Source organism: Hymenobacter sp. HDW8 (assembly GCF_011305775.1).
GTDB classification, from domain to species: Bacteria; Bacteroidota; Bacteroidia; order Cytophagales; family Hymenobacteraceae; genus Hymenobacter; species Hymenobacter radiodurans.
In genome coordinates this window covers 4,347,174-4,371,701 of the sequence record NZ_CP049907.1, presented here as the reverse complement: position 1 = coordinate 4,371,701, position 24,528 = coordinate 4,347,174, and the positions used below count along the sequence as shown (strand labels likewise).

The 24,528-nt window shown below is 53.5% G+C and carries 21 protein-coding genes; 10 read left to right on the top strand and 11 right to left on the bottom strand.

From position 1 onward, the window contains the following. Window positions 1-25: 25 nt before the first annotated feature. Both G7064_RS18745 and G7064_RS18740 read left to right on the top strand, forming a co-directional pair. Window positions 26-2,884, top strand: coding sequence for an outer membrane beta-barrel family protein (locus G7064_RS18745; protein ID WP_166074786.1), 2,859 nt, complete (start codon window positions 26-28; stop codon window positions 2,882-2,884). 92 nt (window positions 2,885-2,976) lie between these two features. Continuing rightward, on the top strand, window positions 2,977-3,519 hold the full coding sequence (locus tag G7064_RS18740; RefSeq protein WP_166074785.1) for a GNAT family N-acetyltransferase: 543 nt from the start codon (window positions 2,977-2,979) through the stop codon (window positions 3,517-3,519). Between the two features lie 39 nt (window positions 3,520-3,558). Here the strand turns inward: G7064_RS18740 and G7064_RS18735 are convergent, their stop codons facing one another. Beyond that, window positions 3,559-3,849, bottom strand: a complete 291-nt coding sequence (locus G7064_RS18735) for a DUF5777 family beta-barrel protein (RefSeq protein ID WP_166074784.1) — start codon at window positions 3,847-3,849, stop codon at window positions 3,559-3,561. A 153-nt stretch (window positions 3,850-4,002) separates the two neighbouring features. On the opposite strand from G7064_RS18735, the gene G7064_RS18730 reads away from it, so the two are divergent. Continuing rightward, entirely contained in the window at window positions 4,003-5,460 is a 1,458-nt protein-coding gene (locus tag G7064_RS18730) for an amidohydrolase (protein ID WP_166074783.1), read from the top strand. Between the two features lie 108 nt (window positions 5,461-5,568). Here G7064_RS18730 and G7064_RS18725 read toward each other — a convergent pair whose 3' ends face one another. Continuing rightward, the gene (locus G7064_RS18725; protein WP_166074782.1) at window positions 5,569-5,841 is read right to left on the bottom strand and encodes a hypothetical protein; all 273 of its coding nucleotides are present in this window, start codon (window positions 5,839-5,841) and stop codon (window positions 5,569-5,571) included. Between the two features lie 92 nt (window positions 5,842-5,933). Further along, window positions 5,934-6,311: a hypothetical protein gene (locus G7064_RS18720; RefSeq protein ID WP_166074781.1), complete on the bottom strand. Its 378-nt coding sequence runs from the start codon at window positions 6,309-6,311 to the stop codon at window positions 5,934-5,936. 320 nt (window positions 6,312-6,631) lie between these two features. Here G7064_RS18720 and G7064_RS18715 point away from each other — a divergent pair, with 320 nt between their 5' ends. Further along, complete coding sequence (locus G7064_RS18715; RefSeq protein ID WP_166074780.1) at window positions 6,632-8,113, top strand: serine hydrolase domain-containing protein; 1,482 nt, start codon at window positions 6,632-6,634, stop codon at window positions 8,111-8,113. 283 nt (window positions 8,114-8,396) lie between these two features. Beyond that, window positions 8,397-9,974: a sensor histidine kinase gene (locus tag G7064_RS18710; protein ID WP_240935586.1), complete on the top strand. Its 1,578-nt coding sequence runs from the start codon at window positions 8,397-8,399 to the stop codon at window positions 9,972-9,974. A 146-nt stretch (window positions 9,975-10,120) separates the two neighbouring features. On the opposite strand, the gene G7064_RS18705 is transcribed toward G7064_RS18710, so the two are convergent. Next, the gene (locus G7064_RS18705) at window positions 10,121-10,411 is read right to left on the bottom strand and encodes a GIY-YIG nuclease family protein (RefSeq protein ID WP_166074779.1); all 291 of its coding nucleotides are present in this window, start codon (window positions 10,409-10,411) and stop codon (window positions 10,121-10,123) included. A 273-nt stretch (window positions 10,412-10,684) separates the two neighbouring features. On the opposite strand from G7064_RS18705, the gene G7064_RS18700 reads away from it, so the two are divergent. From G7064_RS18700 to G7064_RS18690, 3 genes are all read left to right on the top strand, one after another. Continuing rightward, window positions 10,685-11,356 (top strand): LytR/AlgR family response regulator transcription factor, encoded by a 672-nt coding sequence (locus G7064_RS18700; protein ID WP_166074778.1) that lies wholly within the window; start codon window positions 10,685-10,687, stop codon window positions 11,354-11,356. 444 nt (window positions 11,357-11,800) lie between these two features. After that, on the top strand, window positions 11,801-13,360 hold the full coding sequence (locus G7064_RS18695; RefSeq protein ID WP_166074777.1) for a flavin-containing monooxygenase: 1,560 nt from the start codon (window positions 11,801-11,803) through the stop codon (window positions 13,358-13,360). Window positions 13,361-13,958: 598 nt separating this feature from the next. Beyond that, complete coding sequence (locus tag G7064_RS18690) at window positions 13,959-16,586, top strand: ATP-binding protein (RefSeq protein ID WP_166074776.1); 2,628 nt, start codon at window positions 13,959-13,961, stop codon at window positions 16,584-16,586. Between the two features lie 354 nt (window positions 16,587-16,940). On the opposite strand, the gene G7064_RS18685 is transcribed toward G7064_RS18690, so the two are convergent. The 7 genes from G7064_RS18685 to G7064_RS22535 form a co-directional block, all read right to left on the bottom strand. After that, window positions 16,941-18,740, bottom strand: coding sequence for a DUF885 domain-containing protein (locus tag G7064_RS18685; protein ID WP_205711142.1), 1,800 nt, complete (start codon window positions 18,738-18,740; stop codon window positions 16,941-16,943). Between the two features lie 91 nt (window positions 18,741-18,831). Beyond that, window positions 18,832-19,266 (bottom strand): endonuclease domain-containing protein, encoded by a 435-nt coding sequence (locus tag G7064_RS18680; protein WP_166074775.1) that lies wholly within the window; start codon window positions 19,264-19,266, stop codon window positions 18,832-18,834. Window positions 19,267-19,404: 138 nt separating this feature from the next. Continuing rightward, window positions 19,405-20,496: an alpha/beta fold hydrolase gene (locus G7064_RS18675; protein WP_166074774.1), complete on the bottom strand. Its 1,092-nt coding sequence runs from the start codon at window positions 20,494-20,496 to the stop codon at window positions 19,405-19,407. Between the two features lie 132 nt (window positions 20,497-20,628). Next, a complete protein-coding gene (locus G7064_RS18670; protein WP_166074773.1) occupies window positions 20,629-20,802 on the bottom strand; it encodes a hypothetical protein in 174 nt (57 codons plus the stop codon). Beyond that, window positions 20,787-21,026 carry a hypothetical protein gene (locus tag G7064_RS18665; RefSeq protein WP_166074772.1) on the bottom strand — a complete coding sequence of 80 codons (240 nt, stop codon included), beginning with the start codon at window positions 21,024-21,026 and terminating at the stop codon, window positions 20,787-20,789. The genes G7064_RS18670 and G7064_RS18665 overlap by 16 nt, the downstream gene beginning before the upstream one ends. 131 nt (window positions 21,027-21,157) lie before the next feature. Beyond that, window positions 21,158-21,868, bottom strand: a complete 711-nt coding sequence (locus tag G7064_RS22540; protein WP_240935585.1) for a mandelate racemase/muconate lactonizing enzyme family protein — start codon at window positions 21,866-21,868, stop codon at window positions 21,158-21,160. Then, window positions 21,865-22,275 (bottom strand): hypothetical protein, encoded by a 411-nt coding sequence (locus G7064_RS22535; RefSeq protein ID WP_240935584.1) that lies wholly within the window; start codon window positions 22,273-22,275, stop codon window positions 21,865-21,867. Before G7064_RS22535 ends, G7064_RS22540 begins: the two co-directional genes overlap by 4 nt. 147 nt (window positions 22,276-22,422) lie before the next feature. Between G7064_RS22535 and G7064_RS18655 the strand changes: the two genes are divergently transcribed. Then, window positions 22,423-23,739: a D-arabinono-1,4-lactone oxidase gene (locus G7064_RS18655; protein WP_166074771.1), complete on the top strand. Its 1,317-nt coding sequence runs from the start codon at window positions 22,423-22,425 to the stop codon at window positions 23,737-23,739. Window positions 23,740-23,873: 134 nt separating this feature from the next. Further along, window positions 23,874-24,338, top strand: a complete 465-nt coding sequence (locus G7064_RS18650; RefSeq protein WP_166074770.1) for a hypothetical protein — start codon at window positions 23,874-23,876, stop codon at window positions 24,336-24,338. The last annotated feature ends 190 nt before the right edge of the window (window positions 24,339-24,528 follow it).

Sequence of the window (24,528 nt, the reverse complement as noted above, 5' to 3'; positions counted from 1 at the left end):
AAATTTCTATAAAGCCGCTTATCCTATGCGCTACGCTCTACTTTTTTTCGTATGCTGCTGGAGCACTGTGCTGGCCACCGCGCAGCCAACGGTCCCAACCCGGGCCGGCGGGCCTGGCCAGATTCTGGGCGGCATCGCCGATTCGGCCAGCGGCAAGCCCCTTCGGGAAGCGTCGGTGTCGCTGATGGCGGCCCGCGATTCGTCTTATATCTCCTTCACCATCACCGATGGCGACGGACGCTTTGTTCTGCGCGGCGTGACGCCCGGCCGCTACTTTCTGCTGCTAACTTTCGTTGGCTACAAAAGCAGGCTTTTGCCAGTAAGTGTGGCGGCCGCCGGAGCTACCGACGTTGGTATGCAGCGCCTGGGGGGCTTTTCTCACACGCTGGGCGAGGTGGTAGTGCAGCAGGAGCGCGCCCCGGTTTCGGTGCAGGGCGACACGGTGGCTTTCAGCGCTCGCGCTTTCCGTACCCAGCCCAATGCGGCCGTGGAAGCCTTACTAAAGAAGCTGCCTGGCGTACAGGTCGACCGCGACGGTACCATCCGCGCCCAAGGTCAGCAGGTAAATCGGGTATTGGTGGATGGCAAGCCCTTTTTTGGCGATGACCCCAAGCTGGCCACCCGCAACCTGCCCGCCAACATCATTGATCAGGTACAGCTCTACAATCAGCGCAGCGACCAGTCGGCCTTTTCCGGCATCGACGACGGCCAGCAGGAGAAAACCATCAACCTGATTACCAAGCGCGACAAGCGCAAAGGCTACTTCGGCACTGAGTCTATCGGGGCGGGCACCAATGAGCGCTACCGCGCGCAGCTAGGCTTGAATCGCTTTAATAATGGCCGGCAGATTTCAGCACTGGGTCAGGCCAACAACATCAATCAACTGGGCTTCAGCAACGATGGCAGCCCCACCGCCGGCGACGTAAGCAGCGGCCCCGGCGCAGGCAGCAATAGCGTACCCAGCGGATTTGGAGGCGTGGGCGGGCCGGGCGGCGGTGGCCAGGTTACAATAAACATGGGCGGCCGTGGGAGCGGCAATGCACAGCCAGCCAGTAACAACCAGCCCAGCAGCATCACCGAATCGTTGGCTGGGGGGCTAAATTATCGTGATGCCTGGGGCAAGCGCGCCGAAGTGGCCACCAGCTACTTCGCCAACCGAACCACGGTGACTACCGACCAGGTAAGCCGGCGCGAAAACGTGGCGGGCCTCGACGCGGGCACCGGCGAAACCGGCCAGCCCCTAGTTACCGACCAAAGCGCTGCGGCCCGCGCCCGCACCGTAAGCCAGCGGCTGAACTTTCGGCTGGACTACCGGCTCGATACCCTTACCTCCTTTCGCTTCACGCCGGCCCTGTGGTGGCAAAATACGGATCAGCGCCAAGCTAAAGATCAGCTAACCAGCATCGGGGAGCGGCAGCTAAATACCAGCCTTAGCACCTACAATGCCTCGGCCAATACGCTCTGGGGCAACGGCAATCTGCTGCTGATGCGCCGTTTTGCCAAGGCTGGCCGCACCTTGTCGGCTAACCTCAGCGCCGTGCTGAATAACCAGGATGGGGAAGCCTTCAACCAGGCTACGAACACTTTTTTCGCTCTCGATGGCACCGGCCGCACTACCCTGCTCAACCAGCGAATAAGTCAGGACTACCCGGCCCGTACACAGGCGCTCAATCTGGCGTATGTCGAGCCGTTGAGCTTGCAGCAAAAGCTGGAGTTTAGATATAACCTGGCCAATACGCGCAGCACCTCCCGGCGCGACGTGGCCGACTTCAACCCCACTACTGCCCGCTACGATGCCGCAAATGAAATCCTTAGCAACCAGTTCAGCAGCGGTTTTCTGACAAACCGGGCGGGCCTGACTTGGCAGACGCGCCGCCTGCGCTACGGCTTCTCCCTGGGCCTCGACGCCCAACAGTCCAGCCTGCGCGTCAACAATCAAAGCGCCGATACTGCCCTCACGCGCGACTACCAGAGCTTGCTGCCCAGCGCCATGTTTACGCTAAATGCTAGCCGTAGCCGCACGCTGCGCCTAAACTACCGCACGCGCTTGCAGGCACCCACGGCCAGTCAGCTTCAGCCCGTAGCCGACAACACCAACCCACTATACATCCGTCTCGGCAACCCCCAGTTGCGGCCCGAATACTACCACACCCTCACGGCTACCTTCAATCAATTCAACGCCGTGAACAACCGCAGCGTGTTTGGCTTGCTAAGCGCTAATCAGGTTCAAAATCGCATTGTGTCGGCCACCAGCTTCAGCTCGGCCGGTGTCCAAACCACGCGGCCCGTCAACGCCGATGGCTACCGTAGCCTCAACGGGTTTCTGTCCTTGGGTCAGCGGCTGGGCTGGCACAAGCTGAATGTAAATCTGACCACGAATGCCAACTTCACCCAGGGTCAAAGCCTAGTAAATGACCAGCAAAACCAAGCCCGCAACTGGAGCCTAGGGCAAGGACTGAGCCTCAACACGGCCTTCAACGACAAGCTGGAACTTGGCCTTGCCGGCAACGTCACGTACCTGGACGCCCGATATTCTCTCCTGCCCCAACAAAACACTTCGTACTGGACCCAGACTCTGGAGGCCGATGTATTTTATCAGCTGCCCGGCCGCTGGGCCGTGAGCAGCGACCTATGGCTCACGCGCTACGCGGGCCGCTCAGCTGGCTTCAACCAGGGAGTATCGCTGTGGAACGTGGGCCTCACCCGCCAACTCTTTAAGGACAAACAGGGCGAGCTAAAGCTGCAAGCCTACGATTTGCTCAAGCAAAACCGCAGCGTAGTGCGCAACGTGACCGATATTTACTTAGAAGACGTGCGCAGCAAAGTTCTCACCCGCTACTTCATGCTCAGCTTCACTTACAACCTGCGGCAGTTTGGGAAGTAGGGTTGTCGATAGAGGTAGATAAAACAATGAGTGGAGCCGAGCAAAGGCAGTAACTGAATACCTTACTGCATATTTCCATTAGCCTCCCCCGTATGTCGTCGTCCATTCCTATTCAACCCACGCTAGAAGACCCGCAGACGCTGCTGATCCCCTTGCAGGCCACCGATTTTGAGGCCCTGTACGCGGCCGCTTCCGACCCGAAGGTTTGGGAGCAGCACCCCAACAAAGACCGCTGGAAACCGGAAGTTTTCCGAACGTTTTTTGAGGGTGCTATGCAGAGTCAGGGGGCTTTCAAAATCATCGACAAAGCGACCAATGAGGTGGCGGGTAGCACTCGTTTTTACGGCTATGATGAACAGGAAGACAGCATCCTGATTGGCTACACGTTCTACGCCACCCGCTACTGGGGCAAGGGGCTCAACCTGAAGGTGAAGACGATGATGCTGGACTACATCTTTCAGTTCGTGTCGCAGGTTTACTTCCATATTGGCGCGGCAAACACCCGCTCCCAAATCGCGATAAGCCGTTTGGGGGCAGAAATGGTAGCCGAGGAGGAAGTAGCGTATTTTGGTGAGGCGCCCCAGTTAAACTTCGTCTACAGAATCGGGAAAGAACCGTGGAGCAGGCGCGGCTGAAACGGCGTAACTATTCAGCCGGCAAGGTTGCCCGCTGGGTTATTTGCGAAAGCGGTCGGCGGGCCGGAGCGTGAAGTTGCGCGCTACATTAAACCCGAAATAGATGTCGCCATCGAAAAATTGCCCCCCAGTGCGCGGAATGAACAGCGGTTCAATCATTCCCTGCGCATTGGTAACGTGGAGCTGAAATACGTGGCCGCCCGTTTCAATATCTACGCCGGCGGCCATGGCATCACGCAGTCCGGTGGCGCGGGAGGTGGGTAAGCGGTAAAAATATTTCGCAGCAGGATGTATTCGTGAACAGCCCGAGCCCATCTGCCCCTCCTCCACGAAGCTTGAGGTACTGAGTACTAGCTACAGGCGCGGTGGTGGACGGCTTGGCAAAAGCTGCGCGTATCTACACCTGAAGAGAGGGAAACATGCTATTTTCGTCCGTGCCAAGCCTGACTATTCAGGTCGCCGGACCTGCTGTTTTTGCTGCTTATGAACTTGAAAAGATACGCTGCGCTGAGCCTATTAAGCGCAGGCCTACTGGCTTCCCACCCTGCCCTGCCGCCTGTGCCGGCCGCCGATGTAAGCGCCGTTAAAGCCCAGGCAATAAAGGATCTGGACGGCGACTACAACGACTACAAGAAAGTAGCTCAGCAAATCTGGGGCTTTGCGGAAGTGGGCTACAAGGAAACTAAAAGCTCGGCCCTACTCCAGAAAACCCTGCGCGACAACGGCTTTCAGGTGCAAGCCGGCGTGGCCGATATTCCAACGGCTTTTGTGGCCACGTACGGCAGTGGCAAGCCAGTTATTGGCATAATAGCCGAGTACGATGCGTTGCCGGGTTTGTCGCAGCAGGCCAGCGCGGAGAAAAAACCAATAGCCGGCCTCGACGCGGGCCACGGCTGCGGCCATAATCTGTTTGGCACAGCCAGCGTAGCGGCGGGCATTGAGCTAAAAAAGCTGATTAAGGAAGGTAAGTTTAAAGGTACCGTGAAGGTATTCGGCTGCCCGGCCGAGGAAGGCGGCAGTGGTAAGGTGTACTTGGTGCGGGCCGGCCTATTTCAGGGCGTAGACGCCGCCGTGCATTGGCACCCCAGCAACCAGAACCGCTCCATGATGAGCAGCTATATTGCCAACAGCTCGGCCAAGTTTCGCTTTCATGGTATTGCCTCGCACGCCGCCGCCTCGCCCCAGCGCGGCCGCAGCGCCCTCGACGGCGTAGAGGCGATGAACAACATGGTAAACATGATGCGGGAGCACGTGCCCCAGGAAACGCGCATTCACTACATCATCACCAATGGCGGCAAGGCCCCGAACGTAGTGCCCGAATTTGCCGAAGTGTACTACTATGTGCGCCACCCCAACCGCGACGAAGTGAAAGACGCTTTTGCCCGCGTGGTGAAAGCAGCCGAAGGCGCAGCCCTAGGCACCGGCACCACCATGGACTACGAAATAATCGGTGGTACCCACGAGCTGCTGCTCAACGAAACCCTGGCGCGGGCCCTGCAAGTCAACCTGGAACAAGTGGGCGGCGTGAGCTACACGCCGCAGGAACTGGCTATTGGCAAACAGATTCAGGCCTCGCTGGGCTTTGCGGCGCCGCCCATTGAGGAGGCAGCCAAAGTACAGCCCTTTGCCGTTACGGATGGGGGCGGCAGCTCCGATGTAGGCGACGTGAGCTTCGCGGTGCCCACCGTAGGCCTTATGGCTGCTACCTGGATTCCGGGCACTCCCGCGCACAGCTGGCAGGCAGTGGCGTGCAGCGGCCAGGAAATCGGCAGCAAAGGCATGCTGGTGGCCGCCAAAACCATGACTTTGACGGCCATTGACCTCTTTACCGACCCGGCCCTGCTCCAAAAAGCCACCGCCGAATTCAAGCAGGACGTGGGCAGCTATGTGTACAAGCCCCTGCTCGGCAACCGTAAGCCGGCGCTCAATTACCGGGATTAATTTTAAGCCAGACCCTGCGTCTACAACTGCACAATCTCCGTCTGGGGGGCTTTTTTAAGCTGCTATTGAAGTAGCCGCAAGTAGCAAGCTGCATGAAGCAGCCTCCCCTCAGGAGGCTGTTTTTTGTTCGGTGCCGGTGGCAGCAGTTGCAGGTGTGGCTGTGGTGTTAGCGCGGCGGCTCTGCGCCCAATAGCCCAGGCCCATGGCGGCTAAGAGAGCCGCGCCGCCCGCTACTTTCTGGCCGTTGGTTAACGCGCTAAGTCCATTCTGCCGTTTTCCTTTTTTCCCGGACTTCGCCGACCCACCAAACAAGGAAGTACTGTTCTTCTGCTTAGCAGCTTTCTTATCCTTTTTGGCGCTCTGTTTCTTGCTCTTTTTCATATCAGTAGCATTTAGGAGGAAGTGCGTGCATGGGTGTCAGCCAAAGCTGAAATCTGTATTCGCGGCTCCGTAGTGCAAGGTTATGTCGAGCTTCAGGAGTGGGACGCTGATGCGGGGAAGTGCTTCTGGCCCTTATCGGCTACCCTCCTTTTTACAGGCTTCCTCGGTTCCTCGTCTGGCTTGGGGGGCAAAGCTTCCGGCCCAAGATCTTTATCCTTAGCCTTGCCTGGTAACAGGGAAGCTAAAGGGCCACCCGGGGAAGTAAGACCATCTAGTACCTCCTTGTGGGTCAAGTAAGTAATGGCGGCGGCGAGCAACCCTACCCCGCCAACTATTTTCTGGGTGGTACTCAGCTTGCCGATTTCTTTACTTATCCGGCGATACTTCCGGATCGATTCGGCGGCCACGTCCAGCATATCTTGTTCCAGCTTCTTAGCCTTTTTAGAACCTTTCTTCTTGCCTTTACCCATAGCAGTACACGATGGTTAGAGATGACAATCAAGTTCGGGGATTCGTAGGGGCGGCTTGCTCGAATAATTGCGTGGGAAGATGTCTTCTTCATTCGCAAAGCCAGTCCGGAAGGTTGTCTTTTCCTACACTTCTTTTGCCCATCGCGGGGGGCAAATTCGTCACTGGGCGGGGGGCTTTTTTCAAACAAGGCGAGGAGTTCGTCACAGCATTTTCCTGTTCGTCACATTTTGTTTTGGGGGCAGTTACGGCCGCTTATTCTTGCTCATGATAGGCCCAGCTAGCGGGGCCAGGTGTATCAAAAACGACAACCCTACGCATCATGAGAACTTCCGCCATTACCACACTCACTTCCTCTTTTAGCTTATTGCAGCGCGCCCGTCCTTTTGCCTGCGGCCTGCTGCTCGTGCTGGGTATGCCCACAGCGACGAGCTGCACGCGCTCGGCCACTACGCCCGTGGGAGGCTCACCCCGGAGTGAAGCCACTGTGCAGCCCATTGATATAAAACGCCTCCTGGCCGTGGCCGACTCGGCCGCGCAGGCCCAGATAACGGCCGGCCTCACGCCGGGCATGAGCGTGGGCGTAGCCCAGAATGGCCAGCTAGTATTGGCCCGAGCCTATGGCAAAGCCAATGTAGAAACGGGCGTTGATGTGGGCTCCATTACTTCGTATAAGGTGGGCTCCATCACCAAGCAGTTCACGGCGGCTATCGTAATGCGGCTGGTAGAGGCGGGCAAAATGTCGCTCACCGACCCCATCACCAACTACTTGCCCGACTACCCCACGCAGGGCCACCACGTCACTATTCACCACCTACTGAATCATACGTCGGGCATCAAGGCGTTTCGGGTGATGCACGAGGAAAACCGCCAGCGCTTCCGCCTCGACCTCACGTATCCCGAAATGATCGAGATGTTTGCCAAGCAGCCTTTCGAGTTCAAGCCCGGCGAGAAATACGAGTACAACAACTTCGGCTACTACTTGCTGGGCGAGATTATCAGTCGGGTGACGGGCGTCCCGTACCAGGATTATCTGGAGCGCGAATTACTGAGGCCGCTGGGCCTGAGCAATACCATGTATTGTGAGTCGAGCCGCGTGATTCCGCAGCGGGCAGCGGGCTACGAGTACGAAGGAAAAACGCTCATCAACGCCCGCTATCTGAGCATGCACATTGGGCCCGCCGCGGGGGGCCTTTCCTCTACCGTAGGCGACATGCTGCACTGGACTACTTTGCTGCACGGTGGCAAGGTGGTGTCGCCCGCTTCGTTCCGGCTCATGACTACCCCCACCGTCCTGGCCAACGGCGACACCATTGGCTACGGCTATGGCTTGCAATTGGCGGAGCTGGGGTCGCACGAGCAGATATTTCACACGGGTGGCGCCAATGGGTTCGTGTCGGCGCTGGCTCATTATCCCAAAAACGGGCTAACGGTAGTAGTCCTGGCCAACTCCGTGAAGGCCAATCCTGCAACCATCACGAAGGCGCTGTCGCGCACGGCCCTCGGCATACGCGTGCGCGACTTGCCCCTGACGCCCGATAATATTGCGCGCTACGCTGGCACCTACACTTACAAGTCGGGCGCCAAAACGCGGGTGCTGAAAGTGTATGAGGAAAGCGGCAAGCTGCACGCGCAGGTAACCGGCGGACCGGCTTTTCGGCTCCGCAGCCAAGGCAGCAACGTCTTTATTCCCTCCGGCAACGACGACAATCAAATCATCTTCACGCCTTCTGCGGATCGGGCCGCGGGCCTCACCATTCGGGAAGGCCGCTGGGAAGTGACGGAGGCCAAGCGCCAGGAATAAAGCAGCCTCCCTCCTACTGCTCTTTGTACGACAATATCTACAGCGCTATGGGATGGTTGGGTTAGCTAAACGCGGTAGAGATGCAACACTCTGCGTCTCTACAAAAAGCCCCCCAGACGCAGAAAACAGAAAAGATTACCTTCATTTTAAGCCAGATAATTTACAGTTGAATGTGTGCAGGAAACTTTCCTTTCAGACCGTCATGCCGAGCGCTTTGCCCCGCGCTCCCAGACAATAAGTCCCTTTCCCTCAAAACACTACGCCTGCCTAACGCGCCCCTCATATGACACCCACGCTAGAAGAGGCGCAGCCTCAGACAACAGACCTCCCGATGAATGATTTCACGGAGTACATCGATAAGCCCTCTACGCTTTCCAAAATTGAGTTTGGGGTCGCCACTGTCCTGCTAATTTTCTCTATCCTATTGCTCGACAGCAGCGACGCGACCGTTGCCCGCCAGTTGTTCGAGGAAGCGGGAATATCGTTCGGCTATTACGCCAATTTCTTCTACCCGCGCGTACTCGTTTTCGTTACCGTTTACCTCGCGTTTCTGCTGGTCAATTTTGTGGTAGTGCCCCAGCTACTTCGGCGCGAACAGGTGGCCCGCAATATTCTGCTGCTGCTGGGGGCTTATGTGGCGGCGGGACTGGTTTTTGGCACCACTGACACCTATGCTGCTACGTATCTTTTCCGTGAGTATCCCACGGAGCAGGACACTTACAATGCGCTCTTCCAGCAAGGCTTTGGGGGGGCTTTTCAGTTGCTGGTTTTTCTGGGAACGTACTCCCTGTTGAAGTACGCGGTTCTGCGCTTTATCCCAAGGCCCCTGATTATCAAGCCGGAGAACCGATCTATTGTGCGCGAAGTGGCACTGGCATTCAGCGTGTGGCTAGTGACCGTATTGCTACTTATGGCGGTGGGAGCCGAAGAGATGATCCTGTATGGGGCGATGCTTGTGCCGCTTACGGCAGCCTTCTATTTTTTCGCCTATTACTACCTCATCCCGAGAATGGTAACAAAGCAGCGGCCGGTGCGATCATACATCCTCTGGGTGCTGCTGTCCCTGCTTATATCCTTTGGGCCGGTGATGCTCCTGGTTCTGATCTTCTGCGATGATCCGGATGTAGGAGCTGGTTTTGCCTTTTTCAATGAGGGCTTTCAACTCTTTATTACGGCTCCGCTGACCTGGAATCTCTATAAGCGGCGCGTAAAGAGCAAGGAAGAAATTGGCGTGCTGCAAACCGAACTGGGCCAGTCGACAGCCAACCTGAATTTTTTGCGTTCCCAGATCAATCCGCACTTTCTGTTCAATAGTCTGAACACCTTGTACGGTACGGCCCTGCAGGAAAACAGTGAGCGCACGGCCCAGGGTATTCAGATGCTGGGCGACATGATGCGGTTTATGCTGCACGAAAACCACCAGCGCCAGATTCTGCTCACCCGGGAGGTGGAGTATATGCGCAACTACATCGAGCTACAGTCGCTCCGGACGAGCACCTCACCCAACATCAGCATCGAAACCAGCATTGAGGATGTGGTGGCCGAGAAGTGGATTGCGCCCATGCTGCTGATTCCCTTCGTGGAGAATGCCTTTAAGCACGGCATCAGTCTAAAACGCAAATCGTGGATACGGGTGACCTTGCACTACGAAGCCGACAAGCTTTACTTTGACGTGTACAACAGCACCCACCCCAAGCAGGAGCTAGACCTAGAAAAAGACCACTCTGGTGTAGGCCTCGAAAACGTGCGGCAGCGCTTGGCCCTCCTCTACCCCGGCAAGCACGAGCTATCCATTAGGGAAACCCCACAGGAGTTTTTTGTGCACCTTACACTGCAGTTGGGCGCTAGCGCCCAGCAGTAGTGTAAGAGTAATTGGATAACAAATTACAAAGGCGGTCATGCTGAGCGAAGTCGAAGCATCTCTCCCGCTTCGTTAATTAGTACTCGTGTAGAGATGCTTCGACTTCGCTCAGCATGACAGTTAGTGTGGCAATGACCGCTTCATTGTTAACCAGTCCAAGTTTCTAAGTCAATTGTCTGCCAAGTCGGATTGAACGTGTTGATCAATACTTCTTTCTTGCTGCGTGTCCAACCCTTCAACTGCTTTTCCCGCGCTATAGCCTGCATAGCATCGGCACAGAGCTCGAAGTACACCAACAAATCCGCTTGATACCTCCCTGTGAATTTGCTGGCATCGCCACGCCCATCACTATGTTCGTAAAGGCGGCACGTAAGGTCGTTGGTGACGCCAATATACAGCACCGTTCTGGTTGGGTTAGTCAAGATGTAGATATACATAGTATTTGAACTAAATGGGAAAGAATCACCTAATGAAAGCCTTCTTTCATGCTTCTAAACATTGACCTTAATTTCGAAGGGCTTTATCTAACCCTCCTAGAACGTCTGTCATGCTGAGCCTGCCGAAGCATCTCTCCCGCAATGCTGAAATCAATTAATTTAGCAACGAAGCGGGAGAGATGCTTCGGCAGGCTCAGCATGACCGCCTATTTTGGATGAGTCACCATTATCACCGGCCCTTTTTCTCTACTAACCCCACCCGCCCAAACACCTATGAAAGCAATATCAATCGACGACGAACCGATGGCGCTGGAGGTGGTGCGTTCTCTGGGGGGCAAAATTCCGTATCTGGAGCTTAAAGCTTGCTTCACGGATGCCTGCGAGGCTATGGAGTATTTGCAAAAGGAGCCCGTCGACCTGCTGTTTCTGGATATCAAGATGCCCGACATCTCGGGGCTGGAGTTTGTGACCAGCCTGCAGAAAAAGCCGTTGGTCATTTTTACTACGGCTTATTCCGAGCATGCTGTGACGGGCTTTGAGCTGGATGCTGTGGATTATCTGCTCAAGCCCTTCTCGCTGGCCAGGTTCATGAAAGCCTGCAACAAAGCCCACGAGCTGCTCCGCCTCCGCGACCAAACCGTTCAGACCAAAGACTACGTGTTTGTGAAGACGGGCACAGAGCAGGTGCGCGTGCCCTACGCGGATATTCTATACATGGAAGCGGCCGGGAACTACGTCACGTTCGTGCTGGGGGGCAAACGTCTGCTCTCCCGCATGACCATGACGGAGCTCAGCGAGCTGCTGCCCACCGATCAGTTTGTGCGGGTGCATCGCTCCTTTGTGGTGGCCAAAGACAAAATTGACAAGCTGGAGCGTCACCAGGTAACCGTGCGCGGCCATGCCGTGCCGGTCGGCGCCTCGTATCTGCCGCAGTTGGTTGTATGACACCTAGCTAGAAATACGATTCAGTAGCTGAATGAGCCGAAAACAGCCCGATTGCAAACGTAAACTTATCAGCGTTAATACTCTGACGAAGGAGGATACCGTCTCAACAAGTAGAGACGGTGTCCTCCTTCGTCTTTAAGACAACTCAGTATTTTATAAAATTATAGTTCTATTATTTCTTGAAATACATCTATATAACTTATACATTTCATTACTCAATACTTGAAGGCTGAGCGGCTCATCTTAGAAAAGATTGCTGCCATTCATATTCTGCGTGCTACCCATCTTTCTGGGTAGTCTAAGCTGCTGCATTGCCTGATTCTGGCCTAGCTACTATGCTCTAGTTCTCTGCTTACAACTATCTCAGTCAGCGGCAAAAAGCCCCCCAACACCTTCCCTAAGGACTGCTAACCTGCTTTTCCTCACCAAATTCATATTGCCTGTATGAACAACTTGAAAGTTGCCATTGTCGGGGGCGGGCCCGCTGGCATTGCCGCCGCTAAGTCGTTGCTGGAAGAAGGACTTACGCCGGTTCTCATTGAGCAAAGCAGTCACATTGGGGGACAGTGGAATCAGGGAGCGGCGCATAGCGGCATCTGGCCCGACATGCACGCCAACTCCCCCCATGTGCTGATGTCGTTTTCAGATTTTGACCATCCGGCCGGCACCCAGATGTTTCCTACCAATCAGGAGGTGCTGGCGTATCTCACGGCGTATGCCCACCACTTTGGCTTAGGCCCTTACATACGACTGAATACCCGCGTGGAGTTCATCAGCCGAGGGCCGGAAGGGCAATACTGGGTGACGACCCGTACCCCGGACGGTGATGGGGTGAAGGAGCTATTTTCGCACGTTATTCTGGCCTCGGGCCGCTACAATCATCCCAACTTTCCAGCTACGCCGGGCCTAGATCAGTTCCGGGGTAAGGTGCTGCATTCATTTGCTTACCGGGGTCGGCAAGCCTTTGCCGGGCAGCGCGTACTGGTGGTGGGCAACAGCATCAGTGGGTTGGAAATTGCCAGCGACCTCGCCTTGAACGACGGCCCGCCGGTGCTGTCGTCGTGCCGAAAGCCGCGCTACATCATTCGCAAGCTGCTACATGGCATGCCTGCGGAGCAGCACGTATTCAATCGTTTCGCAACGTACCTAAGCCAGGTATTACCGCCTCCGGAAGCGGCGGCGGGCCTGAGGAAGCTCATTGTCGAGAGCTTCGGTAATCCGGCTGATTTCGGGGGTTTGCCCCCCAGCGACAATCTGCTGGAAGCGGGCGTCTCGATGTGCCAGAACTACTTGGACCAGCTGGCCAGCGGCCGCATCCGCGCCGTGACGGGGGTGCGCACGTTCACCCCAACTGGCGCTATCCTTACCTCGGGCGAAGAGGTAACCGTAGACACTATTTTGCTGGCTACGGGCTTCGGCCTGCACCTGCCCTTTCTAAGTGAGGACATCCGTCAGACGGTGCTTGCCGACGACAAGTGCCTCGACCTGCACCACTTTACTTTCCACCCCGATTTGCCCAATGTGGCCTTCCTGGGTCTTTTTGGTCAAATCGGCTCTTATTTTCCCACCGTGGAGCTGCAGGCGCGTTGGGTTGCGGCTTGCTGGAGCGGCCAACACGCGTTGCCCACCCAGACGCAAATGGAGCAGGGCTTGGCCGAAGCCGAGCAGTTTAAGCAGGTGCGCGATGAAATTACGTCTCACGAGTCGATGCATATGTTCTCGCATGATCTGGGCGTAGCTCCCTCCCTCGACCGGTACCCCGATCTGGCCCGGGAGCTGCTATTTGGCCTGCTGGTACCGGCCCAGTTTCGCCTCGAAGGTCACCGCAGCCGCCCAGATGCCCGCGCCCGCTTCGAGCAGAACAGCCGTTGCTACACCGCTGGCCAAGCCATTCCGCTCGATCAGCAGCAGCGTGCCGGCTTGATGATGTTGGCCCGTGCGCTTCCCCAAAATCAGGCGTTGCAGAACTTAGTTGAACAGCTACAGCCTGAGGCAGTACTATAGGTTTACACCACGTTCAGGCTTGAGCGGTAACAGACTTTTTCGAGCAGACTGAGAGTCTGTCCTAGCAAAAGCCAAGCAGATGGGTAATACCTACCACTAAAACCAACCGCTAAAAGCGAAAGGGCAGCCGCATATGCGGCTGCCCTTTCGCTTTTTCAAACCCGCTAACTTAAGCGGGTAGGCGCATGCCATCATCACCGATGGTGCCGCCGCCTAGTAAGAGCAATGTATACATAACGGGAAGGGTGTGCGGCCTAGGAATAGGCCAAGGTGAAAAGGGCAGTTGAGGGCGGCTGTTACGAAGAAGCAAGCCCACAATAGCTATTCACAAAACCGGGCCAAAGTGTGCTCAGCCGGGCGCTATTTCGCGCGTCAGAATAAATGAAACTCGCTCTGGTCATGCAGCGCAGCATTATTAGGGCAACACCCGGCATAGCAGCTTCTCTTATTGAGCTACCTGCCCCACTCTAACTTGAATAACAGCGAAACAGAACGCTGATTATTTGGAGGCGGCGGAATGGCAATGTAAATGCTTAATTGTATTATTGATCAAGCATTACCAAAACGCTCTCCTGCTATTTCCTTTAAAGATTGATGTATGTCAAATTTCAAACTCCCAAAATTATTAAAAGACTTACTTGATACAAATGAATATAATTTTTCTATACAAGAAGCTATAAAAGAATTCACTTCTTGGCTTGAAGATAGTAAAATGCCATTTTTTGTCGATTATACAGACCATGGAATTAAACATTTACAAGAGGTTTTAGCTACTACATGTGCCTTAATTCCTAAAAAAAGCAAAGATTACTTTTCTTCGTCTGATGCAGGAACTTTAATATTATCCGTTTTATTTCATGATTGCGCAATGCACTTATCGAAAGCAGGATTTAAAGAACTTATTTATGGCAATTATAGTAAAAATATTATTGCAGAGTTTGATAAAAAAACATGGACAGAAGAATGGGAAGACTTTTTATTTTTCGCTCGCAGATGGGATGACAATAAATTAAGTTCGATTTTCGGAACTGACGAAAATGGAATTGCACGTTTCTCTGTCCAAGACCCCTTTGAACATTTTAATGACCTAAACGAATCAGATCATAGGTTAATTGGGGAATTCATTCGCAAACACCATGCGAGGCTAGCACATGAAATCGCCATATTCGGAGTTCCTGGATACGAAGGTGTAGCTTTACGAGTAAACGAAAAATTACCCTTAGAACGCAGAGACTTAGCTGGAGTTATTGCAAGAAGCCATAACCTTCATGTAAGAGATTGTCTTGACTACTTGCAATATAAGTTTGGCAGTACCCGTGAATACCAAGGGATACACGCTGTGTATTTGATGACACTATTGCGTGTAGCTGATTATCTGCAAATACAGTCTTCTCGTGCCTCGGAAATAGCCTTTAAATACAAAGAAATACCCAGCCGCATTTCACAAATAGAATTCAAGACTCATCACTCTGTTAAAAACATAACAGCAACTCATGATGATCCCGAATCATTACAAATTCATGCATTACCATCAGAGGTTGAATTATTTTTACGTTTAAAGGAGTGGCTAAACGGTATTCAATCAGAGTTGGATGCATCATGGGCAGTACTTGGTGAGGTTTATGGTAAGCAAAAGGGACTTCGAAAACTTGGCCTTTCCTTCCGAAGAATTAGATCTAACATTGATGATGTCAAACAATTTTCAGATACCGTCTCGTACGTACCTGACTTGATTCGATTTGATATAGCTAGAGCAGAGTTATTAAAATTGCTTATTGGACCTCTCTATAGTGACGATCCAAGTTATGGAGTGAGAGAATTAATGCAAAATTCTATTGACGCAGTTAGAGAATATGATCAATTTATTTTAGATCATCCTGAATGCATTAGCAAACCCCGGCGCCTTCAGGAAAAGGACGTTGAAATTGAACTATCACCCTTGATAAATAATCAAGCTTATATGACTATTTCAGACAAAGGCATAGGAATGAAAGAAGAAGTTATTAGAGATTACTTTTTACGTGCAGGTGCCTCATATAGGCAAAGTGACAGATGGAAATCAGCTTTTGAACACAGTAGTAGTTCAGAAAAGAACACTAACAAATCAAAAGTTCTTCGCTCTGGCCGTTTTGGAGTGGGGGCTTTAGCGGCCTTTCTTATTGGAGATGAAATAGAAGTAGAAACTCGTCATGTAACTGATGAAAAGGGTTACTATTTTAAAACTCAGCTAGAAACTAACACTATAGAAGTCATAAAAAAAGACAATATAAATGTAGGAACTTTAATCAAAGTAAAAGTTGACGTTAATAATTATAAGGAATTAACTAATAATAGTTACAGGAAAGCTCGACCAGGTCTATGGGATTGGTATTGCCTTGAGTACCCCACAATAGCTCGAAAACGATTTAGTATAACAAAGGAGCACACCACTTATACAAGCAAATTTAAATTTAATGAAGATTTAATAAAGAACGATTGGAAAAAGCTAAATTCAAATCACCCTTATGAGGTATTTTGGTCATTTCAGAACGCCCCAAGACTAATATGTAATGGCTTATTCGTTAGCGATTCTGATACGTTACGCGAAATACCTTTATCACATTTTGAAGGAAATTTACATCAGTTTTTTTATCCTCTATATCCTAAAATATTTATTAAAGACGTTGATGGACTTTTCCCATTAAATCTACAGCGAAATGACCTAAGAACAAACGATTACCCGTTTGGTAAGGAATTAGTTACAGATTTAATAACTGAAATGATCGCATGGTTTTTTTACAATGGACCTGATAATTTAGATTACTTCAGCGAAAAAGATTGGCGTGGAAAATGGCTAGAAAATTTAATAGTAATGAGGAAGTCAAGCTATGGAATTAAAATTCCATCTCTTATGTGCAATATAAATATTAAACATATTATATATTTACTAAAAATAGATACACTAATAAAAACAGAGGATGACGAATGTATAATATTTAGAGGAAAGTTTAATACGGATCATGTAAGAATCAAAAATACTAATAATGATTACAAGCCCCATATAAGACAATTACAGTATAGATTGAACAGCAAAGACAAAAAGCAATTAAAGACTTATACACATGAGGATTATCAAACCGAAAATAAAATAAAATATTTTGTAGAATGGCAAAAGAATAACTGGCTCATGGCTTCTACAAAAAATTGCCCCCCCAGTTGGCTTTATTATACCACAATTCGACAGTGAACTAAACGATTTAGATAACAGAGATAAATATGGCTGGCAGTTAGAAGAATACTTTTTCCCTGATGGCACTTATTTAGATGCCAAATCAAATAATAGCGTTATAGAGCAAATTTGGTACAAGTATTTTAACAACAAATGGATACCTAACTCTTTTGAGGAGAGAATAAATATGTTTCCTAAAACTGCAGACCATTTCAAAAAGCACTATCCACAAGTAATACCTGCATCCATACCTAAATAAATATTCATTTTCTATAATTACATTTATAAAGTAAATTTTCCGATTTTACATTAAAACAAATAAGCCCCCCAGCGCATGTTGGGGGGCTTATTTGTGATAATCACCTTCTGCATTTACTTCTGCGTTAACGCCCAAGCATCCATCGTCTTTTCAGCTATAGCCAGGGGCATGGCGGCATTCTGCAGCAGTTGGTCGTGGAAGGCGCGGAGGTTGAATTTGCCCCCAAGTTGCTTTTCGTACTTGTTGCGCAGCTCGATGATCTTCATCTGCCCGGTTTTGTAGGCTAGCGCCTGCCCCGGCCAGGCCATATAGCGCTCAATTTCGGCGGTGGCGGCTTGCTCGTCGATGGAGCGGTTGTCGCGCATGTACTGGATAGCCTGCTCACGGGTCATGTTCTTGCTGTGCATGCCTGCATCCACCACCAACCGGATGGCGCGGTGCATTTCCCCGTTCAGGGCGCCCATGCGCTGGTAGGGGTCGGTGTAGAGGCCCAGCTCCTTGCCGAGGCTCTCGGTGTACAGGGCCCAGCCTTCGCTGAAGGCGCTGTAGAAGCCGAAGCGGCGGAACTTGGGCAGGTTTTCGTTTTCCTGCTGCAAGGCAACCTGGTAGTGGTGACCTGGAATGGCCTCGTGCAGAAACAGCGACTCCATGCCGCGGGTCACGTTGTACTTGGTGGCGTCGATGATGGGCACGTAGAAGATGCCGGGGCGGGAGCCGTCGGGCAGGCCACGATTGTACTGAGCACTGGCCGAGGCGGCGCGGAAGGCTTCAGTCTGGCGCACTTCAAAGCCGGTTTTGGGCACCTTGCCAAACATCTTCTTCAGGTTGGGGTCAATCTTGGCCTGCACGCCGCGGTACACGTTGAGCACCTCCTCGGGCGTTTTGAAGGGCATAAACTTGGAGTCGGTGTTCAGATAAGTGAAGAAGGCGTTCAGGTCGCCCTTAAAGCCCACCTCCGTCTTGATCTTCTCCATCTCCTGCCGAATGCGCTTCACCTCGCTCAGGCCCGTCTGGTAAATCTGGTCGGGCGTGCGGTCGGTGGTGGTCCAGAACTTCACGGCGTAGCGGTACATATCGGCCCCGCCGGGTACGGCCGCAATGCCGGTGGTGGTGCGGGCCTTGGGCAGGTACTCGTTCTTTAGAAAGTCGTGCAGCTTCTGGTAAGTAGGCACAACCTGCTCTTTGATGGCCTGCTGGTAAGCAGCGGTGAGGCGCTGCTGATCGGCGGCGGATACAGTGGCCGGAAATTTGGCTACAGGTCCGTAGAAGATGCTCTTGCTGGGGTCGGTGGTGACCATAGCCTGCATTTGAGGCAGCATTTTTTCTACCAGCGGACGGGGCAGCACCACGCCGGCTCGTATGCCGCGGCGGAAGTTGCCGATAGCCGAATCGGCCCACACGGGGTAAGCGCGCACCCGGCTCAGCCAGTTGTCGTAATCCTTGGTGGTTTTGAAGGGTTGGTTGCCGGAGCCAGCGCCCAGTTGCGCCAGCGAAATAGGCAGGCCGCTCATCTGGGTAATAGGCATCATCCAGGAGTTTTGCTTTAGGCCTTCCAGCCGCATCTGCATGTCGTAGAGGAAGATGTCATAGCTCACCCGGTCGTTTTCGGAGAGCTTGCTGCGGTCAAACTTCTTGAGTGCGTCGAGGTACTGCTGGAAAAACTGCCGCTGGGCCGTGCGGTAGGCCACGGTGTTGTCGTTGGGCAGCTGGTCATTGTAGCGGTTGTCGCCCTGCCCGGTGGCTTCCAGCGGGAAGAGCTTGGCGCGCTCGTCCCAATACTTCTCAAACATAGCCGCCAGCGCCGGCGAATCGGCCGCCACGGTGGCGGTAGCGTGGCTGGTAGCGGGCGTATGGCTGGTCAGGGTGCCCAGCAAAGCCGCCGCCAGCGCCGCTGACAAGAAAAGGTGTTTCATAGGGAGAGGATGAGGTGGTAGGTAAATATAGTGGCGTTTGGGGCGGCGGGACCGGTGGGGGGCAAAAGGCAGAGCTATAAAGCTATGAAAGCTAAAAACTAGCTCCCCTCCTCAGCTGAGGAGGGGTTGGGGGTGGTTGATAATCGTTGGGGGCTTTTTCTGGTAAAAAAGTTGCCTCAATAGCTACAAATACCCCGTCAAGCTGCTCCATCACTGCTCGATTTTCAAACCGTACTACTCGATAATCTAAGCCAGCCAGATACTCGGTCCGCATGACGTCGTTGGACTCACCACTTGCGGTGAAGTGACCAGCGCCGTCTATCTCAATTATCAGTCTTTTAGCTGGACAATAGAAGTCCACTACGTACGGCCCAATTCCGTGCTGACGACGAAACTTGCGGCCAGCTAATTGACTGCTTTGGAGGGAACGCCATAGAATAGCTTCAGCCTGGGTAGAATTATTCCGCAACGCCCGACGGATAGGCTTTTGGTAATTCAGATTGTGGACCTGTTTTGGGGCTGACATGGGTGTTAGGGTCATTTAGTAATCAAGATAAACACCGATTGCCAACCACCCCTAGCCCTTCCTCAGCTGAGGAGGGGAACTAGCTCTCTAGTTTTTTTTAGCTGCATAGCTCTAGCTTCTTTCTAAATCTTTAGCCTGCTATTTTATTGGTAGCTGTTTTTCCAGCAACGTCAGCAGCTCCTGGAGGTTAATGCCCCACAGGGCGGGGTTGGAGTGGGTGCCGTGGCCGGTGGTTTTGTCGCTAATGGGCAGCAGAATGTAGCGTCCGTTCGGCACCTTCTTGATTTCCTGTTCTAGGATGCCTAATTCTGGCGGGTTCACTTGGTCGTCGGCGGAGTTGATGGCCAGCAGGGGGGCTTTTATTTTGCTCAGGTGCGGGGCAGGGTTGTAGTCGCGGGAGGCGTCGAACTGGTAGATGAAGTCGTTGGCGTCGAGGGAGGTCAGTAGTTGGGTTCTCCTTTTTTCTAGGGCAGCTTCAGCCAGTTCGCGCGTGGGGGCCGTTTTCTGCATCTGCAAGGGGCTGCTGGTCATAAAGATTAGCGACGAAATAGCCCCCGTCAGGCCCGTACGGGGCTGAGTGGTGTAGTTGCCGCCCTGCCAGGCCGGGTCCATCTGAATCAGGTCGATGGCCATTTTGCGCAGCATGCGGTTGCGGCCCGCTATTTCCACCGGCAGACTGGCCAGGGGCACCAGCGCGTCCATAAAGTCGGGGTAGCGGTAGCCCCACACCCAGGTTTCCATACCGCCCATCGAGGTTCCCATGATCAGTCGGGCGTGGGCCACGCCGAGGTGCTCGGTGAGCAACCGGTAGTTGGCCGTCACCATGTCGTTGTAGGTGTACTTGGGGAAGCGCATCCGCAAACCGTTGCTGGGCTTGCTGGATTGCCCGTGCCCGATGGCGTCGGGCAGGATGATGTAGTACTTGGCCGCATCCAGCAGCTGGCCGGGCCCGAAGAGATTGCCGGCAAACTGCTCACTTAGAAATTGCTTACCGCTGCCCGTAGTTCCGTGCATGATAACCACTGCATTCGTTACCCGCCCGGTTGCGTCTTTACGCGGCTTACCAATAGTCGTGTAGTGCAGCTTCAACTCCGGCAGCTTTTCCCCGCTCTCAAACGCGTAGTTCTTCAGGCTAAAATCCGCGTCAACCGGCGCCGGATACTTTATTGCCGTGGTTTGAGCATAGCTAAGCAAAGGCAGCCAGAGCAGCAGCAGTAGAAGTTTTCTCATGGTGGGTGGGAAGTAGAATGGCTAACAGGCGAGCGAGTCAGGCGCCTGGGAGGCTTTTTTGCTTCTTAAAAGACATTGCTGAAATCATCTTCAGCTCTGGCCCTAGGCATTGGGAGCAATGGTTTTTGGAAACTATCCGCAGGCCCAAACGCGAGCTGCCTGTAGGTCCGTAAACAGGCGCCACTCGAAGGGCATCTGCGGCTGAGTTTGTGTCTGCGCCTGCCCAATCAGCATTTTATTGTGCGGGTCCATGGACTCAATGCGGGCAAACCGCTTCAGTCCCACGCCAATTAGCTGTGGCAGCACCTGCTGAGCAATCCATTCCAGGTCGGCGGGGGTAATGAACCCAAAAGCCGGTCATCGGCAATCCAGCCGGTAATACGATATTGCCGGGCCAGCACTACAGCATCGAGTGTGGCTTGGCGCAGAATGGCACTGCTGCCAAAGCCCAGCCACTGCGCTTCAATGGCGCGGGAAGCGCCTTCGTGTAGGTAAAGAGTCAGGTAAGGAGTAGCAGTCAAAAGCAGCATAGGCAGGGAACAGGCGGAAAATATAAGCGCAGCAAGCGGCTGTAAAGCTTACAGGTTAATGGAAGCATTTCAGCTTCGACGGGCAAGAAGCTAATAAATCGCGATTCTCCGTATGTGTAGGCTACCCTTTGCTACTCTACCACCCGCTTTTCTGCGTTTCTCAGATACTGCTCATCTATCACGGCGCCCAGGCCCGGCACATTCGGCACCTCAATAACGCCATGGGCCCGATAACGAATTCCGCCCACCACGGGGTCCTCGGTGTACATCAGCGGGGTGTCGAAGTCGCAGTGACGAATGGCCTCGTGGGTAAGGGCTAAGTGAGCGGCGGCCGTCATGCCCAAGCGCGACTCCATAAAGCCCCCCACCTGCAAGGTCAGGCCGGCGGCGGCACCCAAATCGACGATTTTCTTGGCCCGGTGCAGTCCCGACGATTTGCCCAGCTTAATGTTGAACTGCGGGCAGGCACGCAGCTGAATCAGGCGCGCCGCGTCGTGCTCATCGCCGCAGCTTTCATCGGCCATAATCGGAATGGGCGACGCCGCCGACACCGTGGCCAGGTCCATAAACAGGTGGCGGGCAATGGGCTCTTCGCAATGCGCAATACGATAAGGCGCCAGCGCCTGCAACACGGCAATGGCCGCCTCAGCCGTCTGCCAGCCCTGATTAGCGTCGATGCTGAGCGGATGATTGAGCCCAATGCCCTCCCGAATGGCCCGAATACGCGCTACATCGGCCTCCAACGTTTCCCCCAGCTTTACTTTAATGAACGGAAAACCCTGCTGTTGAAACCGGATGGCATCGGCCTGCATTTTGGCGGGCGGCCCTAAGCTCACCGTCATGTCGGTAGTGAGAACTTTATCAGATTTGCCCCCAGAAAAGCGTAGAGTGGTAGGCCGGCCTGCTGGGCGGCTATATCGTGCAGGGCTATATCAAACGCGCTTTTGATGCTGCTATTGGCGTAGATAATGCGGTTCATGATAGCCAGGCTCCCGGCAATGTCCAGCGCATCGTGCCCGTGCAGGCCGCGCGCCAGGTACTGCGCTACGGCAAAGCAGGTATCAATGCTTTCCCCGTTGATGGTCATGTAGGGGCTGCATTCGCCGTAGCCCGTGCAGCCGTCGGCCGTGCGCATCCGCACAACCACATTCTGCACTTCATTGATGGGACCCAGAGAAATAACGAAGGGCTCTTTCAGCGGCAGAAAGAGCTTAAAAATCTCAATGGAGCGAATAGACGTTTGTAGCATGAGGCAAAATAAGCAGCCCGCCCATCATTCCCTATTGGCTGCAAAAAAGCCCCCCAGTGGCCCACGCTGGCTTGCGCAGCCTGATATCCCTAGCCATAATGTCGTAATTTTGCTCCCCCCCAGCGCCTTCAGTTACTTCCGCATCTTATGGAATCTTATCCTCCCCTGCCTTTGTCCTCTCCGGTGCCCGTTGCGCCGCCCCTGCTGAACTGGGCCGGCAATTACCGCTACAGTACCACCCAGCTAGCGCAGGCCGACTCCGTAGAGGAAGTGCAGGAAATCGTGCGGACCACTGACCAGCTAAAGGTGCTCGGCTCACGCCATTGCTTCAACGGCATTGCCGACAGTACCCAGCAGCTGCTCTCCCTTGGGGCGACGGAGCAGGCTATTTACCTCGATACGGATGCCCACACCGTAACGGTGCCCGCCTCCATCACCTACGGACGGCTGGCTCCTACCCTGCACAGCCAGGGGTTTGCCCTGCACAACCTGGCTTCCCTGCCGCATATCTCCGTGGTAGGGGCCTGTGCCACGGCTACGCACGGATCAGGAATACAGCACGGCAACCTGGCCACGGCCGTTCGGGCGATGGAGTTTGTACTTGCCTCGGGTGAAGTACGGGTGCTGTCGCCGGAAACGGACGGCGACGAGTTTCTGGGCGCGGTTGTGCATGTAGGCGCGCTGGGTGTGGTGACCAAGCTGACGCTCGCCATGGAACCGACCTTTCAATTGCGGCAGGATGTATACGAAAATCTACCGCTTACACAGGTCTGTGAACACTTCGCGGCCATTCAGGCCAGCGCCTACAGCGTGAGCTTATTCACCGACTGGCAGGATGAGAGCATTACGCAGGTTTGGCTGAAGCAGCGCTTGGTGCCCGGCGTGCCGCTTCAGCCGGCTCCATCAGAATTCTTTGGGGCCCAGCGGGCTACGCAAGACTTGCACCCATTGGCCGGCCTTTCGCCCGTAAATTGCACGGAGCAGATGGGTGTGCCGGGCCCTTGGCATGATCGGCTGCCGCACTTCCGGCTTGGCTTCACCCCTAGCTCGGGTCAGGAGTTGCAATCGGAATATTTTGTACCCCTGCGCCACGCCCAAGAAGCCATTCGGGCCGTGGCATGCCTGCATGAGCACTTGCGACCGTGCTTGCAGGTTTCGGAGATGCGAACGGTTGCGGCTGATGCGCTGTGGCTGAGCCCGTGCTACCAGCAAGACTCGCTGGCAATCCATTTCACCTGGAAACCCGATTGGGCCGCCGTAAGCCGGGTGCTGCCGCTATTGGAGCGGGAGTTGTCGCCTTTCGGGGTGAGACCGCACTGGGGAAAGCTATTCACCCTGTCGGCGACCCAGCTGCAAAGTCAGTATGAGAAGTTGCCCGCCTTTCAAGCCCTGATGGCGCAGTACGATCCGAAAGGCAAGTTTCGCAATGCCTTTATAAATACTTATCTCGCAAGGCCGCTTTAAAAAAGGGCTAGATGTGCCTGAGAAGCATAAAATTCATAAAATCTAATATATATTTCAGGAATTGATAAAGTGTCGCATCATTCTTGATATTGCTATACTAATTTCCACCCTTTTTCTACTTTACTAAGTTCTACATGTTTGCTTCTTTACTTTCACGCTTACTTATTTTATTTATTGCCCTTACCATTTTCAGTTGTACATCGAAGGAGAAAGAAGAGGTAGCGCCAGCTCCGGTTAAGAGCTTAGTGGGTCGATGGGATGTCTTGGAGGCCTCCGTAACTTATTACGCTCCAGACGGTCAGTACCTGCGTACACAGCCCTTATTTGGGGCGGGAAAGAGATACTACATCTTCTCATCTGATGGCACGATAGAGCCTTACACGAAGGACAAATCGTTGCAAACTGGTTATTACACCAACACCAACAACAGCTTGTCGCTGTCGTTTGATTACGGAACCTTCCAGTACACGATTCCTCCCACTATCAGCGACACGGAGCTAACGTTAATTGAGGATACCCGCAACCTCACCTCCGTGCCAGCAAGCCGCCGAAACCGCGTGACGCTGGTGAGCCTGAAAAAGTATATGTCGCCCGAGTAGGCACAACAACAGCGCTTAACACCTATACACATAATCCTTTTCCGACGATCCCATTTGCCTCATGGGCATCTGAATGCGCCCTCACCACAAGAGCCCGCGAAACGTGTGTTTCGCGGGCTCTTGTGGTGAGGGCGCATTTACAATATCAGGACAGTACGGGACGGTTTCCGGCGAAGCGTCAGGCACATTC